Source organism: Actinomadura verrucosospora, assembly GCF_039540335.1.
Lineage (GTDB): Bacteria > Actinomycetota > Actinomycetes > Streptosporangiales > Streptosporangiaceae > Spirillospora > Spirillospora verrucosospora.
In genome coordinates this window covers 1-15,353 of record NZ_BAABEV010000031.1, presented here as the reverse complement: position 1 = coordinate 15,353, position 15,353 = coordinate 1, and the positions used below count along the sequence as shown (strand labels likewise).

Genomic DNA, 15,353 nt, shown 5'->3' with positions numbered 1-15,353 from the left:
GCCTGTTACCGCCCTCGGCCACAAGCAGCAGCCAGCTGCCGAAGAAGAAAGCCGACCCGATGAGGTGCAGGTCAGCCTTGTGTCGTTCCGCGCGCCCTGGGGCACGCGCGCGTTCACAAAAGCGTCCAAGCCCTCGAAGCCAAACAGCGGATCGGTGGAGGTCAACATCTCCCCCGCTGGAGGGAAGGGCCGTCGGATGGCCGGCCTCGGAGCTACGTCACGATCGGGCGGTCGGACAGTTGGGCAAGCCTGGTGAGACGAGTGGTTCCATGTCAGATCACCGGCCGGCCGGCGTGCGCGGCCACTTCGGTGAAGTAGGCGCGGAACAACGGCTCGTCACTGGAGGGCACGCGGACCGCCATGGTGGAGCGGTACCCGAAGGAGGCCAGGTCGGTGCCGTAGAGGGCGGTGCGCGGATCATTCACGGCGCCGAAGATCAGTTCGCCGGGTCTGCCCGGCTTCCTGTAGTGCACCAGGACCCCGAGCCAGTGCAGCGGGATCCGGAGCGTGGTCGTCAGGTCGTTCGGCTGGAACAGTTCGAACACCCCCCGGTCCACACGCACATGCAGCTTCTCGTAATCGAACGTGAGGGGATCCATGGGGGAAGAGTCCTCCGGTGTGTGCCATCGCTGGTCGGGTGTCACAGCAGCCTCGTTCCACGGCGACCGTGGCCGCTCCGATGAGCAGCGCCACGGTGTCGTGGATGATGTCGAGTAGGCGGGAACGATCTTCAGCCGCGAGGTTCGGGTGGGGTGTCGGGGTCGTAGTGGATCGTGAACGCACGCCGAAAGCAATCAGGGCCCACGTCCAGGCCGCCGTGATCCTCTCCCCCGTGGTCACGGTCGTTCGTCACGGTGAACTCCTCATCGCTGGAGGCCCTGGAAGAATACGAGCACGGGTATCCCGTCGAGCTGAGCGACCGGACGTACTCGCCGTTCGCGTCCGCCTCCAGCGAGGCCGCTCCCCCGGCCCTCGGCACACTGACCCTGATGGTGAGGCGTTCGAGGGTGAGCTGCCAGGTCTGCGGGGCAACGATGCCCAGGCTGCTTGTCGCCTCGATGCTGGGCCTATGGACCTCAAGGACATGGCGCCTCACCTGGCAGGCTGATGGTCTGGACGTGTCCGCGCTTCGTTCTTCTGCGGGGGCCCGGGTATGCCGCTCGCCATGGAGGAGAGAGGCCGTGTGCCGCCTCAGCGCGTCTCCTCCCACATGGCGCGAGTCATCTCGTACTCGACTTCGCCGAGGTGCGCGTCCGGCAGCGGATCGTCGAACTGCGGGTGGTACGTGCGCACGTACCGCATGCCGATGGCTCGCATCACTCCTATGGATCCGGCGTTGGCGGCCATGGTCTGCGCGATCACACGGCTCTGCCCGACGGTGTCGAAGGCGTGCCGCAGAAGGGCGCGGGACGCTTCACTGGCCAGGCCCTGCCGCCAGTACCGGCGGACGAGCCGGTACCCCAGATCGCAGACGGTGGGGTCGTCGGGCTGATCGGGACCATGCGCAGGCGGCAGCATCATGAGGCCGACGAACTCACCTTCGTCCCCTCCATCGGAGAGGTGGGCCATCCAGAAGCCCAGCCCGTATACCTTGCCTGCCATGGCCATCCGCCGCTGATGGGTCGCGGCCACCTCGTCCCTGGTCGGCGTCCTCGCGTCGAGATAACGCAGCACCTCGAGGTCGGAGTCCAGGTGGACCTCCAGGTCGAGATGCCGATCGGCCAGCGGCACCAGCAGCAGACGCTCGGTGCGCAAGGTCGGTTGAGGCATGGGGCAACCGTTTCACGCCGAGATCGGCGAGGCGATCGTTTTCTCCCCGGCTGTGTCCGGTGGATCACTCTGTGATCCAGAGCAGGGCGCTGACCAGGGTGGAAGTCGCTTCGGGTTCGCCCCCACTCCCCCAGTGAGGTCCGTGATCAGGCTGGCTGTGCGTGCTTCGGCTTTCTGGCCGGGACGAGCTTCCCGCGCTTCCGGCGATGGCGCACCGAGGCCTGTGTGGCTGCCGACCTGCGTGGTCGGGGCGGACCGATGAGTTTCTTGGCGAGTTCAGGTCATCCTCAGGACGACACGTAGTACGTGACCGGAAGGCATGGCTGGCCGACTGCCGTGTCCCCGTCGATCGAAGGATGTGACATGTTCGCCAGTGAACCGGACGTTGAGCTCGGGCCGTTCTCGTCTCCGGGCGCGCAGGCAACGCCGTGGGCGTCGGCGTTGGCGGTCATCGGTGAGGCGGAGGTGTTCTGGCTTTCCACGGTGAGGCCTGACGGTCGACCTCATGTGACGCCGTTGCTGGCGTTCTGGAGTCTGGGTGGTATGTGCTTCACCACGGGCAGGGAGGAGCGCAAGGCGCGGAATCTTGAGGAGAATCGTCACTGTGTGCTGACGACCGGCACGAGTGCGTTGACCGGTGTGGACGTCGTCATTGAGGGGCTTGCGTCCGTGGTGGAGGAGCGCTCGGAGCGGGAGCAGGCCGTCGCGGACTTCGAGCGGAAGTATGGCGCGCATCTGACCAGCCCTGAGGGCACCTGGCATGGGCTGGGTGAGGCGGTCGTCGCCGGCGATGTCAGGTTGTATCGGGTGGCGCCGACTGTCGGATTTGCTTTCGGGAAGCTGCCGACGGCCAGTCAGACTCGCTACACGTGGGCGAGCCGGTGACGAGGGCGCCGTCGCTGCAGCAGAAGGTGCAAGGCGTCCTTGACGAACTCGTCGAGGACGGAGCCGAGACGGGTTTGCAGGTTGCGGTTCACCATCGCGGTGCTCTTGTCGTCGACGCTGTCGCCGGGGTCGCCGACGGTGAGACCGGGCGCAGGGTGTCCCCGGAGACTCTCTTTTTCAGTTTCTCTTGCGGCAAGGTCATGACGTCGCTCATCGCTCATCTGCTCGTCGGGAGCGGTGCCATCGGATATGACACGCCGGTGGTCGAGGTGTGGCCGGAGTTCGGTGCTCACGGGAAGGCGGCTGCGACTCTTCGTCATGTGCTCACGCATTCGGTCGGCGTCCCGGCGATGCCTGCTGGAATCGGCCTTGCCGGTCTGACGGATTGGTCGCGGGTGTGCGCTGCGATCGCCGAGGCCGAGCCGCGGTGGCGGCCTGGGACGGAGACGGGGTACCACTCGTTCACCTACGGGTTCCTCGTGGGCGAGGTCGCGCGGCGGGTCACGGGCAAGTCGATGCGGCGGCTCTTGCGCGAGTGGGTGGCCGCGCCGTTGGGCATCGACGGCGACTTGTACTTCGGTGTGCCGCGGACCGAGTTGGCCCGGTTGGCGCGGCTTGAGGATGCCGCGCCGGATGCGGGTGGCTCGCCTGGTGGCGATTCCGTTCTTGCGTCTTGGGAGCTGCGGCCGACCGCGGCCATGGGTAATGGCCGTGAGTTGCTGGAGGCGGACGTTCCGTCGGTCGGGACGTTCACGGCGCGGGGAATCGCGGCGATGAACGCGGCGGTTCTGGACGGTCGGCTCATCGATTCGCGTCGGCTTGAGGAGTTGACGGCGGTGGCGTTCGAGGGCACTGACCGGGTCTTCGGCAATCCTGTGCGGCTGGGCCTGGGTTATCCGCTCGGTCGGATCGGTACTGAGCCGGATGAGACGCCTACGACGTTCGGCTGGGTGGGGGGTGGCGGTAGTTATGTCTATGCGGACGTCGCCACCGGTACTTCGTTCGCCATGACCAAGACTCGGCTGACGCCGCATTTCGGGGCCGCGCAGCGGCTGGCGGATCTGGTTGCGGCGGGGATCAGCTCGTGAGGTCGGTGAAGCGCAGGGCGTTGCGGACGGCGGCGCCGCCGGGGTCGTTGTTGAAGTAGACGTAGGCGTCCTGTGTCCCGGCGAGTTCGTCGGCCCAGCGTTGGAGGGTCTCGTCGTCGTATTCGGGCCAGGGGTCGGCGGGTCCCTCGTGGAAGCGCAGGTAGAGCCAGTCGGTCGTGCGCCATAGGGGTGTCTGCGGTTCGCCGAGTCGGTCGGCCCAGCACAGGGCCGCGCCGTGGTTCTCCAGGACGTGGCGTGTCTGGTCTGTCCACCAGGAGGGGTGGCGGGGTTCGACGGCGATGCGGGTACCGGGCGGGAACCGGCGCAGGCATTCGGTGAGGCGGTCGGTGTCGGCTTGCAGGGTGGGCGGGAGTTGGAGCAGGACGGGGCCGAGCCTGTCCCCCAGGCCGTTGGCGGCGTTCATGAGGCGCGCGACGGGCTCGGCCGGGTCTTTGAGGCGTTTCATGTGGGTGAGGTAGCGGCTGGCCTTGACCGCCATGACGAAGCCGGGCGGGGTGTTGTCGTGCCAGAGTTCGAAGGTCTCGCGGGTGGGGAGGCGGTAGAAGGCGTTGTTGTTCTCGACGGTGGTGAAGGTGTCGGCGTAGTGGGGCAGCCAGCGTCGTTGGGCGAGGCCGGGTGGGTAGAGGACGTCGCGCCAGTCGGCGTACTGCCATCCCGATGTGCCGATGAGCACGGGTCCCCTCCCCTGTCCGGTGGACGAGTGCGGGTGGTCATACCCGTTTGCGGTGCGGTTCCAGGGCGCGGATGTAGTCGACGAGGCGGACGCCGATCTCGAAGGGGATGTCGGGGCCGGTGAGGTCGGTGTCGGGCCAGGTTTCGGAGATGCGGCGCCAGGTGGTGCGGCCGAGGAAGGTGCCGGTGCGGGGTTCGTCGCCGAGGTCGGTGCGCCATGCGGGTTCGGTGGTGAGCAGGCGGGTGAGGGCGGCCTCGTTGTCGGGTTCGGCGGGGTGTTCGGCGTGGAAGCCGATTTCGATGGCGTGGTGGCGGGCGCCGGGGGCGAGTTCGGCGGGGATGATCTGGGCTTCGTAGTGCTCGCGCTGGGGGGCGGGGTCGCCGAACCAGGCTTTGACGCCGTTGTGGCGTGTCTGGATGTGGGGGTGGCCGAGGCGGGGTGGTGTGGAGCCGCGGATGATCTCGCCGATCTGGTCGAACAGTGCCCGCTCCCCCATGTTGTGGATCTTACGGGGTTCTGTCGGTGGCGGGGGGTAGCGTCCGGCGGGTGCGTCCTGCCGATGTTCAGCGTGTGTCCGTGGCCGAGTGTGTGGATCGCTATGCGGAGATGGTGCGTGCGAAGGCGTCGACGGGTGCGCTGGCGCCGGCGTCGGCGGAGGTTTATGTGCGGGACGTGGTGACGTTCGGGGCGCTGGCGGGTGAGGACCGGGTGCTGGACGATCTGACGGGTGAGGACGTCGATGAGGTTCTGCTCAGGTTCGCGCGTAAGCCCGATGAGCGGCGTCGGCGGGGGGCGCGGCCTGTGGGGGCGGGGGGTGGGCCGTTGCAGAGTGCGGCGTCGCAGGCGCGGTTCCGGCGTTCGGTGTCGGCGTTCTTCCGGCATGCGGTGGTGGCGGGGTGGGTGCAGTTGAATCCGATGCAGGCGGTGACGGTGCGGCCGAAGCAGCGGGGTGGGCTGCGGGCGGAGCGGCGTGCGTTGACGGTGGAGCAGGCGGAGGGGTTGCTGGGGGCGGCGCGTGGTCTGGTGGATGCGCCGGACGGGGGTGCGGGGGTGCGGCGGCGTGCGGATCAGCGCACGGAGTTGCGGGACGGGTTGATCGTGTTGCTGCTGGCGGCGGTGGGGCCGCGGGTGTCGGAGCTGACGGCGGCGAATGTGGAGGATTTCTTCGTCAACGGGGGGACGCGGTACTGGCGGATCTTCGGTAAGGGCGGGCGGACGCGGGATGTGCCGCTCCCCCGTCCGGTGGCGGAGGTTCTGGACGCGTATCTGGCGGAGGGGCGGGGGTTGCTGGATCGGGGGCGGGAGGCGAAGGCGCTGTTGTTGTCGTGGCGGGGGCGGCGGTTGGCGCGGGGTGATGTGCAGGGGGTGATCGACCGGGTGCTGGAGCGGGTGGATGCGGGGCGGCGGCGGAGTGTGACGCCGCATGGGTTGCGGCATACGACGGCGACGCATCTGCTGGCGGCGGCGACGGACATGGATGCGGTGCGTCGGGTGCTGGGGCATGCGGATCTGTCGACGTTGGGCCGGTATCGCGATGAGCTTCCGGGTGAGTTGGAGGCGGCGATGCGGGTGCATCCGCTGTTGGGTCCGGTGGAGGGCCGGCGGGGTGGTTGAGGGGGGCGGCGGCCTGGTGCGCTGGGCCGTGGTTGCGGGCAGGGCTGATTTGCGCCTGTCCGGTCGGTTCGGCGGTGGCCGCGAAGCGGGGTAGCTCGTCCCCTGGCGATTCAGGCTTGCGCGCCGGCGGGGTGAGGCCGTTCAGAGCTTGACCGCGGAGGGCGGAACCGGGCGGTGTGGTGGCTCGCTCGCCGGCGACCACCGGCCGGCGCACCTGAAGGCGTTGCCCATATCCGTGACCGAGGCGCGGGAGCCCTGGAGATGTCAGAACGAGAAGTCGCGATCGTCTACCGCGACTTCTCGTTCTGAGGCTGGTCGACCTGCGCCCTCTGCGCGGTCGTGGTGGGCGTGGGTTCAGGTGCCGATATAGGCGGCGAGGTGTTCGCCGGTGAGGGTGGAGCGGGCGGCGGCGAGGTCGGCCGGGGTGCCCTCGAAGACGATGCGGCCTCCGTCGTGGCCGGCGCCGGGGCCGAGGTCGATGATCCAGTCGGCGTGGGCCATGACGGCCTGGTGGTGCTCGATGACGATGACGGACTTGCCGGCGTCGACGAGGCGGTCGAGGAGGCCGAGGAGGTGTTCGACGTCGGCGAGGTGGAGGCCGGCGGTGGGTTCGTCGAGGACGTAGACGCCGCCGTCTTCGGCCATGTGGGTGGCGAGTTTGAGGCGTTGGCGTTCGCCGCCGGACAGGGTGGTGAGGGGCTGGCCGAGGGTGAGGTAGCCGAGGCCGACGTCGGCGAGGCGGCGCAGGATGCGGTGGGCGGCGGGGATGCGGGCGTCGCCGGTGGCGAAGAACTTCTCGGCCTCGTCGACGGGCATGGTGAGGACGTCGCTGATGTCCTTGCCGCCGAGGGTGTAGTCGAGGACGTGGGCTTGGAAGCGTTTGCCTTCGCATTCCTCGCAGGGGATGGCGACGCCGGCCATCATGGCGAGGTCGGTGTAGATGACGCCCGCGCCGTTGCAGTTGGGGCATGCGCCTTCGGAGTTGGCGCTGAACAGTCCGGGTTTGACGCCGTTGGCCTTGGCGAAGGCCTTGCGGATGGGGTCGAGGAGTCCGGTGTAGGTGGCGGGGTTGCTGCGTCGTGAGCCGCGGATGGGGGTCTGGTCGATGGAGACGACGCCGGCGCCCTTGGGGATGGAGCCGTGGATGAGGGAGCTCTTGCCGGAGCCGGCGACGCCGGTGACGGCGACGAGGACTCCGAGGGGGATGTCGACGTCGACGTCGTGGAGGTTGTGGGCGTTGGCGCCGCGGATCTGCAGGGTGCCGGTGGGGGTTCGCAGGTCGGTCTTGAGGGGGGTGCGGTCGTCGTAGTGGCGGCCGGTGAGGGTGCCGCTGGTGCGCAGTTCGTCGAGGGTGCCCTGGAAGCAGATGGTGCCGCCGGCGGTGCCGGCGGCGGGGCCGAGGTCGACGATGTGGTCGGCGATCGCGATGGTCTCGGGTTCGTGTTCGACGACCAGGACGGTGTTGCCCTTGTCGCGCAGGCGCAGGAGGAGGTCGTTCATGCGCTGGACGTCGTGGGGGTGCAGGCCCATGGTGGGTTCGTCGAAGACGTAGGTGACGTCGGTGAGGGATGAGCCGAGGTGGCGGATCATCTTGGTGCGTTGTGCCTCGCCGCCGGACAGGGTGCCGGAGGGGCGGTCGAGGGAGAGGTAGCCGAGGCCGATCTCGACGAAGGAGTCGAGGGTGTCGCCGAGGGCTTTGAGGAGGGGGGCGACGGAGGGTTGGTCGAGGGCGCGGACCCAGTCGGCCAGGTCGCTGATCTGCATGGCGCAGGCGTCGGCGATGCTGATGCCGTTGATCTTCGATGAGCGGGCGGTGTCGCTGAGGCGGGTGCCGCCGCAGTCGGGGCAGGGGGTGGTGGTGACGGCGCGTTCGACGAAGGCGCGGATGTGGGGCTGCATCGAGGCGCGGTCTTTGCTGAGGACGGATTTCTGGATTTTGGGGATGAGGCCTTCGTAGGTGACGTTGACGCCCTCGACCTTGATCTTGGTGGGTTCCTTGTGGAGGAGGTCGTGGAGTTCGGTGGGGGTGTAGTCGCGGATGGGCTTGTCGGGGTCGAAGTAGCCGCAGCCGCGGAAGATGCGGCCGTACCAGCCGTCCATGCTGTGGCCGGGGACGGTGAGGGCGCCCTGGTTGAGGGAGAGGGTGTCGTCGTAGAGGGCGGTGAGGTCGAAGTCGTTGGCGGTGCCGGTGCCTTCGCAGCGGGGGCACATGCCGCCGGTGACGCTGAAGCTGCGGTGTTCTCTGACGGTCTTGCCCGAGCGTTCGAAGGCGACGGCGCCGGATCCGCTGATGGAGGCGACGTTGAAGGAGAAGGCCTGGGGTGAGCCGATGCGGGGTTCGCCGAGGCGGCTGAACAGGATGCGCAGCATGGCGTTGGCGTCGGTGGCGGTGCCGACGGTGGAGCGGGCGTCGCCGCCCATGCGCTGCTGGTCGACGATGATGGCGGTGGTGAGGCCTTCGAGGACGTCGACGTCGGGGCGGGCGAGGGTGGGCATGAAGCCCTGGACGAAGGCGCTGTAGGTCTCGTTGATCATGCGCTGGGATTCGGCGGCGATGGTGCCGAAGACCAGGGAGCTCTTGCCGGAGCCGGAGACGCCGGTGAACACGGTGAGGCGGCGCTTGGGGAGCGTGACGTCGACGTCCTTGAGGTTGTTCACGCGTGCGCCGTGCACGCGGATCAGGTCGTGGGTGTCGGCGGCGTGGGGCGCGGGCGGGTGCGCGTCCGTGCTCGTGGCGCTGCTCATCGTGTCGTGTCTCCCTGTGTGGGGCGTGGCGGTGGCACCTGTCTACCCGATCGGTGGGGCGGGTGGGGTGCGGGTGGGTGTCAGGTTAGGGGCGGGGGTCCGGTGGGGGCTTCTCGATTCCTGATCGGTCTGGTGACCTGTTTTTCCAGGCAGGACGGTACGCCGGCGGCGGTGCCGGAGGAGGTGAGTTCGGCTGTGGTGTCGGCCGCTTGGCGGCGGTAGGCGCTGGGGGGCATGCCGACCAGTTCGGTGAAGCGGGTGCTGAAGGTGCCGAGGGAGGAGCAGCCGACGGCGAAGCACACGTCGGTGACGCTGAGGTCGCCGCGGCGCAGGAGGGCCATCGCGCGTTCGATGCGGCGGGTCATCAGGTAGGAGTAGGGCGATTCTCCGTAGGCCTGGCGGAACCGGCGGCTGAGGTGGCCGGCGGAGATGTTGGCGCCGCGTGCCAGCGCTTCGACGTCCAGGGGCTGGGCGTATTCGCGGTCGATGCGGTCGCGGACGCGGCGCAGCAGTGCGAGGTCGCGCAGGTGGTTGGGGTCGGCGGGTGTGCTGGTCACGTGGCGATCGTGCCATGCGGGGCGGGGTGCGGGGCGTGTCGGGGCGGGTTTGTTCGGCGTGCTCCCCCAGGTCAGCGGCCTTGCGGGGGTGAGGCGGGGTGGAGGGTGCGGGCGAGGGCGTAGGCGTCGCGGAGGTCGGTGCCGCGGTAGTCGAGCGCGGCGATGCCGGCGAGGTGGTGGTCGGCGTTGACGGCGACGGTGCGGGTGAGGTGGCGGAACAGGGGGGCGTCGGACATGGAGTCGCCGTAGGCGGTGCACTGGTCGGTGGTGAGGCGGTGCCGGGCGAGGAGCTCGTCGGCGATGCGGACCTTGTCGGCGGGGGTGAGGATTCCGGCGGGGTCGAGGGTGCCGGTGAAGGGCATCGGCGGGAACCGGGAGGCGACGACGTCGTCGAAGCCGTGGTCGAGGAGGTGGCGGGCGAAGAAGTCGGGCGACATGGTGATGACGGCGGAGTGTTCGCCGCGGGCGCGGATGTCGGCGCAGACGTCGGTGATGCCGGTGAGCCAGGTGGCGGCGCGGTAGGCGGTGGCGACGACCGCGGGGGTGAGGTGGCGCCACAGGCGGTGGATGCGGGTGGAGAAGCCGCAGGTGTCGAGGGTGCCGGCGGCGAAGCGGGCCTCGAGGTCGTGGAGTTCGGGGAGGGTGCCGAGGTGGCGGGCGATCTCGAGGTTGGCGGTGGTGCCGGTCAGCAGGGTGCCGTCCATGTCGAAGATGTGCAGGTGTCCCACAGTGTGTGAAGTGTGGTGGAGCCGGGGCCGGGACGCGAATCGATTTCGCGGGACGGGGTCCCCCTGACGAAGGTGGGGGGTGCGCGGCGTCTTTCGCGGGATCCGCCGGGGGGTGGGGCTTTCCTAGCGTCGTGGCCATGGACGGAATCATGGGCATGGTGGACACGGCGGTGACGTCGCCGTGGTTCTACCTCGTGCTGTTCGCGGTGGCGGCGATCGACGGTTTCTTCCCGGTGGTGCCGAGCGAGAGCATGGTGATCACCGCGGGGGTGTACGCGGCGGGCGGACAGCCGGAGCTGGCGCCGGTCGTGGCGTTGGCGGCGGCGGGCGCGTTTGTGGGCGATCATGTGTCGTACCTGGTGGGGCGCCGGGCGAGCGGGCGGCTGGTGCGGGGGGCGCGGCCCGGGACGCGGCGGCATGCGGCGCTGGGGTGGGCGCGGCGGACGATGGCCGAGCGGGGCGGGTTGATCCTGGTGGTGGCGCGGTACGTGCCGGGCGGGCGGACGGCGGTGACGGTGACGATGGGGGCGGTCGGGTACCGGCTGCGGTCGTTTTCGCTGTTCGCGGCGGTGGCGGCGGTGTCGTGGGCCCTGTACGGGGCACTGCTGGGGTATGTGGGCGGGGTGGCGTTCGAGGACGAGCCGCTGAAGGGTGTGGCCGTCGGGCTGGGGTTGGCCCTGGGGGTGACGGCGACGGTGGAGGTCGTGCGGTTCGCGCGGCGCCGCCGCGGGGCGGCGGACACCGCGGTGGCGGACGCGGTGGCGGGCGCAGGGGTGGACGCAGGGGTGGACGCAGGGGTGGACGCAGGGGTGGACGCAGGGGTGGACGCAGGGGTGGACGCAGGGGTGGAGCGGTCGCCGGAGGGGCCGGGCGGGCGGAGGACGGCCGCACGAGTGGGGCCATTGCCCGGCGAGTGATCCCCCTAAGGTGAAAGGGTTGTCCTCCTGTGGCCGGTAGGTGAACATCAGCGGGCTTTGCGGTGTCTGACGGATGACGGGCACGGGGCCGCTGCGAGTGTGAGGGAGAGCATGGGAGCGCCGGATTTCAGCGCCGATCTGTACCGGGAGATCACCGAGTTCGCGCAGGGCACGCCCTCGTGGGTGCACGAGGCGGCGGACGTGGGCACCGACGGGGGGCTGCTGCTGTTCGCGGTGCTGTTCGTGGTGGGCTGGTGGCGGGCCCGGGGCCTGGACGCGCGGGCGATGGGGCTGGCGCTGGTGGCGCCGTTCGCGATGGTGTCGGCGTACCTGGTGAGCGAGGTGTCCAAGAGCTTCATCCAGGAGGAGCGGCCGTGCCGCGCGGTGGCGGGCGCGGTGCACATCGCGGCGTGCCCGGCGCCGGGCGACTGGTCGTTCCCGAGCAACCACGCGACGATCGCGGCGGCGTCGGCGGCGGCGATCGTGGTGGCGTGGCGGGCGCTGGCACCGCTGGTGCTGCCGCTGGCGGCGCTGATGGCGTTCTCGCGGGTGTTCGTGGGCGTGCACTACCCGCATGATGTGGCGGCGGGGTTCCTGGTGGGCGTGGTGGTGGCGCCGGCGGCGGCGCTGGTGCTGGTGCTGGCGGCGCGGCCGCTGGTGGAGGCGCTGCGGGGCGTGGCGGCCGGGGCGGTGCTGCTCGGGGCGGGCCCGGCGGCGGCCCAGGGCCCTGGGCTGGAGATACCGCTGGGGACGCCGCGGCCGGCGGCCGCGGCGGCGCCGATGGTCGGTGCGGCGGTCCCGATGGACGACGCGTCGGTGACGATGCCGGACGTGATGGGGGGCGTGCCGCCGCGTCGGGGCCCCCTCCGCTGACCGGACCGGCCGGGCAGGATCTCACGGGCCGTCCCGGACGGCGCTTCGGCGCCGCCCGGGACGGCCCGTTCGCGTGCGGTGCCGGAGGAGGGCCGTGCGCGGGGGGCCGTGCGCGGTGGGCCGGTTACTGCCGAAAATCCAGGCCGGAGGGGTGGTGTCCGGCCGGTGTGCGGGTCCTCCCCCGCTGCCCAGCGTCGCCCGGGACGGCCGGACGGGAGGAACACGCTTGGGGTCCGGGGCGCACGCGCACCGCGCCGGGGTCAGGCGGGGTCGTCGGTGCCGTCGACGAGGCCGGCCTGGTAGGCCAGCACGGCGGCCTGCACGCGGTTGCGGACGTCCAGGCGGGTCAGGATCGCGCTGACGTAGGCCTTCACGGTTCCCTCGACGATGTGGAGGCGCCCGGCGATCTCGGCGTTGGACAGGCCCGCGCCGAGCAGCGCCAGCACCTGGCGCTCGCGGGGGGTGAGCCCGGTGATGCGGCGGCGGGCGCGGGCGCGGCCGTCCAGGCGCCCGCCGCCGATCTGGGTGATGACGCGGTGGGCGACCTTCGGGGACAGGTAGGCGGCGCCGCCGGCGACGGCGCGGACCCCGGCGATGAGCTCGCGGGGGTCGCCGGACTTGAGCAGGAAGCCGCTGGCGCCGCCGGCCAGGGCGCGGGCGATGTACTCGTCCTCGCCGAAGGTGGTGAGCATGACGACGCCGGTGGCGGGGGCCAGGCGGCGCAGTTCGGCGGCGGCGGCCAGGCCGTCCAGGCGCGGCATGCGGATGTCCAGGAGTGCGACCGCGGGGCGGTGCCGCAGGACCAGGTCGACGGCTTCGCGCCCGTCGCCGGCCTCGGCGACGACCTCGATGCCGGGGTCGGCGGTCAGGATGGCGCGCACGCCCGCGCGGATCATCGCCTCGTCGTCGGCGAGCAGGGCCCGGATCACTGTTCCTCCTGGTCGTGGGCGCGCTGGGCGCTCAGCTGGCGGGTGTCGTAGGTGTCCTTGGCGATGAGGCGGCCGCCGGCGAAGCACAGCCGGTAGACGCGCCCGACGCCGAGGACGTTGGCGTCGGGCCGGTAGTACCGGCAGTCGGCGCCGGGAGGTTCGGGGACGGCGGCGCGGACGGTGCCGGTGTCGAGGGTCTGCATGGGCGGCAGGACCCGCTCGGCGCGGTTCTGCGGGTCGCCGACGGCCAGTGCCCCGTAGTCGGCGGGTTCCAGGACGGAGTTGAGGGTGGCGAAGACGTAGTAGCCGGCCATGACCGCGCCGAGGACGGCCATGAGGGCGGTGGGGGCGGCGATCGCGGTGATCAGGCCGCGGCGGACACGGCGGCGCCCGCGGGCCAGGTGCCGGGCCGATTCGGAGTGCCACTCTCCCGCGGGCGCGGCCGCTCCGGGGGCCAGCCCGAGGGCGGTGCGCAGCGCGTCCCGCGCGGTCGGCCTGGCAGGAGCCCGGTCGGCGGCCGGGTCCGGGGCGGCGGGGATGTCGGCGGTGACGCGGAAGCCGCCGGCCGGGGTGGGCGCGGCGTGCAGGGTCCCGCCCAGCAGGCGGACGCGGTCGGTGAGGCCGGCCAGGCCGCGGCCGCCGGAGGGCAGCAGCGGAGGTCCGTCCGGCGGTCCGTCCGGCGGCGGGTCGTTGGCGACCGTGACGGTGGTCCCGCCGTTGCCGTTGCGGGCGAGGGCGACGGTGACGGCGGCGCCCGGGGCGTGCTTGGCGGCGTTGGTGATGGCCTCCTGCACGACGCGGTGGGCGGTGAGCGCGGCCATCGGCCCGAGCCCGGCGTGGCCGTCGTCGGCGTGGGGGTCGCCGGTGAGGCGGACGGGGACGCCGGAGGCGCGGGCGCGGTCGACCAGGTCGGGGATGCTCTCGCGGGCGGGCCGGAGCGGCGTCGCCGGGGAGCCCACCGCGGCGGAGGGCTCCCCGGCGGCCGGGTCCTCGGCGGCGTCGTCGCGCAGCAGGCCGATGATCTCGCGGAGGTGGTCGGTGGCGTCGGCGGCGCCGGTGCGCAGTTCGGCGGCGGCGGCGCGGTGCCGGTCCTGCAGTCCCGGCGCGACCTCCAGCGCGCCGGCGCGCACGGCGATCAGGGCCAGTTCGTGGCCGAGGGAGTCGTGCATGTCCTGGGCGATGCGGGCGCGCTCGCGGAGCCGTTCGCGTTCGGCGACGATGCGCTGCTGGTGCTCCAGGCGTTCGGCGCGTTCCCATCCGGCGCGCAGCAGCTCCTGGTACTGGCGCCAGTAGCGGCCCACCAGCCACGGCAGGACGCCGAACAGGACGAGCCAGACGGTGGCGGGGAACCAGGCGTTGACCTGCGTGCCGCGGACCGCCGACAGCAGCGCCCCGCCGACGAACACCCCGGTGAAGCCCCACAGCAGCGGCTGCGCGCGGGCGCTGCGCAGGCCCGCCAGGTAGGACAGGAAGGGCATGGCGAACACGAAGTTGCCGTGGACGAGGGTCAGCGCGATGACGGTGAGCAGCGCCGGGGCGGGCCAGGCGCGTCCCGCGGCGATCGCGGCGGCGAGGACGCCGAGCCCGGCCGCCTGCAGCCACCACGACGCCCGGCCGGGCTGCGGCGGGGAGACCATGCCGGTCAGGACGGGGAACGCCAGTACCCCGTACAGCAGGACGTCCTTGACCAGCGCGGCGCGGGAGGGCCGGCGGAGCAGCGCCCGCAGGCGGGACGGCGGGGGCGGCGCGGGCGTCGGGAGACCGGGGGCCGCGGAGTCGTTCACGGGGTTCACGCTACTGGCCGGTGAACTGGGCCGTTACTGACGAAAGTCAGGGGCGCGGACGGCGGCTCCCGCCCCGCGATGATCTTCGATCGGTGCGCGGCGCGGGGCGGGGCTGAACTACGGTTGGCGCGTGACAGCGACCCCGCCCCGCCCCCGGCGCCGGCCCGGCGCGCCCGGCCGGGACGCGGACGAGTCCGCGCCCCGGACCCCGCGGGGTCCCGTGCGGGGGCTCGCGCGCCGGGCCGGGGCGGCGGCCGGGGTTCCGGGCAGGATCGCGGGCCGGGCGCCGGGCCGGCCGTGGTGGCCGCGCGGGCGGGCGGCCGACGCCCTGCTGGCGGCGGCGGTCCTGGTGGCGTCGGTCGCGATGAGCGAGGCGGCGGTCAAGCCCGGGGACCGGCCGCTGTGGCCGGGCGGGCTGGCGCTGATCGCCGCGGCGGCGGCGGCGCTGGCGTGGCGGCGCAGCCACCCGGCGGCGGTCCTGGTGGTCGCCGTGGCGGTGCCGCCGCTGTACTACCCGCTGGGGTACCCGGACGGGCCCGTGGCGGTCGTGCTGTGGCTGGCGCTGTTCAACGCGGCCGTGGAGTGCCGGCTGGCGGTGTCGCTGGGCGCGGTCATCGTCGTCAACGCCGGTTTCCTGGCGGCGGCGTCGGTGCGCGGAAAGGGCGACGACCCCGACGCGGTGACCGACGCCCGCGGCGTGGCGTCGCTGTCGCTGGGACTGCTGATCACGGTGGCGATCGGGCAGTACGTGCGCGGCCGCCGCGCCCTG

14 protein-coding genes and 1 pseudogene are annotated in these 15,353 nt (G+C 71.8%); 6 read left to right on the top strand and 9 right to left on the bottom strand.

Annotation, left to right across the window (positions count from 1 at the left end):
- Positions 1-272 precede the first annotated feature (272 nt).
- Both ABD944_RS28125 and ABD944_RS28120 read right to left on the bottom strand, forming a co-directional pair.
- On the bottom strand, positions 273-599 hold the full coding sequence (locus tag ABD944_RS28125; RefSeq protein ID WP_345181775.1) for a hypothetical protein: 327 nt from the start codon (positions 597-599) through the stop codon (positions 273-275).
- 592 nt (positions 600-1,191) lie between these two features.
- The gene (locus ABD944_RS28120; RefSeq protein WP_345181773.1) at positions 1,192-1,770 is read right to left on the bottom strand and encodes a GNAT family N-acetyltransferase; all 579 of its coding nucleotides are present in this window, start codon (positions 1,768-1,770) and stop codon (positions 1,192-1,194) included.
- A 363-nt stretch (positions 1,771-2,133) separates the two neighbouring features.
- On the opposite strand from ABD944_RS28120, the gene ABD944_RS28115 reads away from it, so the two are divergent.
- The gene (locus ABD944_RS28115) at positions 2,134-2,655 is read left to right on the top strand and encodes a pyridoxamine 5'-phosphate oxidase family protein (RefSeq protein WP_345181770.1); all 522 of its coding nucleotides are present in this window, start codon (positions 2,134-2,136) and stop codon (positions 2,653-2,655) included.
- Entirely contained in the window at positions 2,640-3,743 is a 1,104-nt protein-coding gene (locus ABD944_RS28110; RefSeq protein WP_345181768.1) for a serine hydrolase domain-containing protein, read from the top strand. The genes ABD944_RS28115 and ABD944_RS28110 overlap by 16 nt, the downstream gene beginning before the upstream one ends.
- On the opposite strand, the gene ABD944_RS28105 is transcribed toward ABD944_RS28110, so the two are convergent.
- Both ABD944_RS28105 and ABD944_RS28100 read right to left on the bottom strand, forming a co-directional pair.
- Complete coding sequence (locus tag ABD944_RS28105) at positions 3,733-4,437, bottom strand: DUF72 domain-containing protein (RefSeq protein ID WP_345181765.1); 705 nt, start codon at positions 4,435-4,437, stop codon at positions 3,733-3,735. The two genes, ABD944_RS28110 and ABD944_RS28105, sit on opposite strands and share 11 nt — an antisense overlap.
- A gap of 37 nt (positions 4,438-4,474) precedes the next feature.
- Entirely contained in the window at positions 4,475-4,933 is a 459-nt protein-coding gene (locus ABD944_RS28100) for a hypothetical protein (protein WP_345181763.1), read from the bottom strand.
- Positions 4,934-4,983: 50 nt separating this feature from the next.
- Here ABD944_RS28100 and ABD944_RS28095 point away from each other — a divergent pair, with 50 nt between their 5' ends.
- Positions 4,984-6,051 carry a tyrosine-type recombinase/integrase gene (locus ABD944_RS28095; protein WP_345181760.1) on the top strand — a complete coding sequence of 356 codons (1,068 nt, stop codon included), beginning with the start codon at positions 4,984-4,986 and terminating at the stop codon, positions 6,049-6,051.
- A gap of 354 nt (positions 6,052-6,405) precedes the next feature.
- Here ABD944_RS28095 and ABD944_RS28090 read toward each other — a convergent pair whose 3' ends face one another.
- The 3 genes from ABD944_RS28090 to ABD944_RS28080 form a co-directional block, all read right to left on the bottom strand.
- Complete coding sequence (locus tag ABD944_RS28090) at positions 6,406-8,796, bottom strand: ATP-binding cassette domain-containing protein (protein WP_345181758.1); 2,391 nt, start codon at positions 8,794-8,796, stop codon at positions 6,406-6,408.
- An 80-nt stretch (positions 8,797-8,876) separates the two neighbouring features.
- Positions 8,877-9,353, bottom strand: a complete 477-nt coding sequence (locus tag ABD944_RS28085; protein ID WP_345181754.1) for a helix-turn-helix transcriptional regulator — start codon at positions 9,351-9,353, stop codon at positions 8,877-8,879.
- A 71-nt stretch (positions 9,354-9,424) separates the two neighbouring features.
- Positions 9,425-10,081 carry an HAD family hydrolase gene (locus ABD944_RS28080; protein ID WP_345181751.1) on the bottom strand — a complete coding sequence of 219 codons (657 nt, stop codon included), beginning with the start codon at positions 10,079-10,081 and terminating at the stop codon, positions 9,425-9,427.
- 137 nt (positions 10,082-10,218) lie between these two features.
- Between ABD944_RS28080 and ABD944_RS28075 the strand changes: the two genes are divergently transcribed.
- Together ABD944_RS28075 and ABD944_RS28070 are read left to right on the top strand one after the other, a co-directional pair.
- The gene (locus ABD944_RS28075) at positions 10,219-10,998 is read left to right on the top strand and encodes a DedA family protein (protein WP_345181749.1); all 780 of its coding nucleotides are present in this window, start codon (positions 10,219-10,221) and stop codon (positions 10,996-10,998) included.
- Positions 10,999-11,109: 111 nt separating this feature from the next.
- A complete protein-coding gene (locus ABD944_RS28070) occupies positions 11,110-11,871 on the top strand; it encodes a phosphatase PAP2 family protein (RefSeq protein ID WP_345181747.1) in 762 nt (253 codons plus the stop codon).
- 260 nt (positions 11,872-12,131) lie between these two features.
- Here the strand turns inward: ABD944_RS28070 and ABD944_RS28065 are convergent, their stop codons facing one another.
- Both ABD944_RS28065 and ABD944_RS28060 read right to left on the bottom strand, forming a co-directional pair.
- On the bottom strand, positions 12,132-12,800 hold the full coding sequence (locus tag ABD944_RS28065; RefSeq protein WP_345181745.1) for a response regulator: 669 nt from the start codon (positions 12,798-12,800) through the stop codon (positions 12,132-12,134).
- Positions 12,797-14,584 carry a sensor histidine kinase gene (locus ABD944_RS28060; RefSeq protein ID WP_345181742.1) on the bottom strand — a complete coding sequence of 596 codons (1,788 nt, stop codon included), beginning with the start codon at positions 14,582-14,584 and terminating at the stop codon, positions 12,797-12,799. Before ABD944_RS28060 ends, ABD944_RS28065 begins: the two co-directional genes overlap by 4 nt.
- 130 nt (positions 14,585-14,714) lie before the next feature.
- Between ABD944_RS28060 and ABD944_RS28055 the strand changes: the two are divergent.
- Positions 14,715-15,353: pseudogene (locus tag ABD944_RS28055) on the top strand (hypothetical protein); the annotation flags it as partial.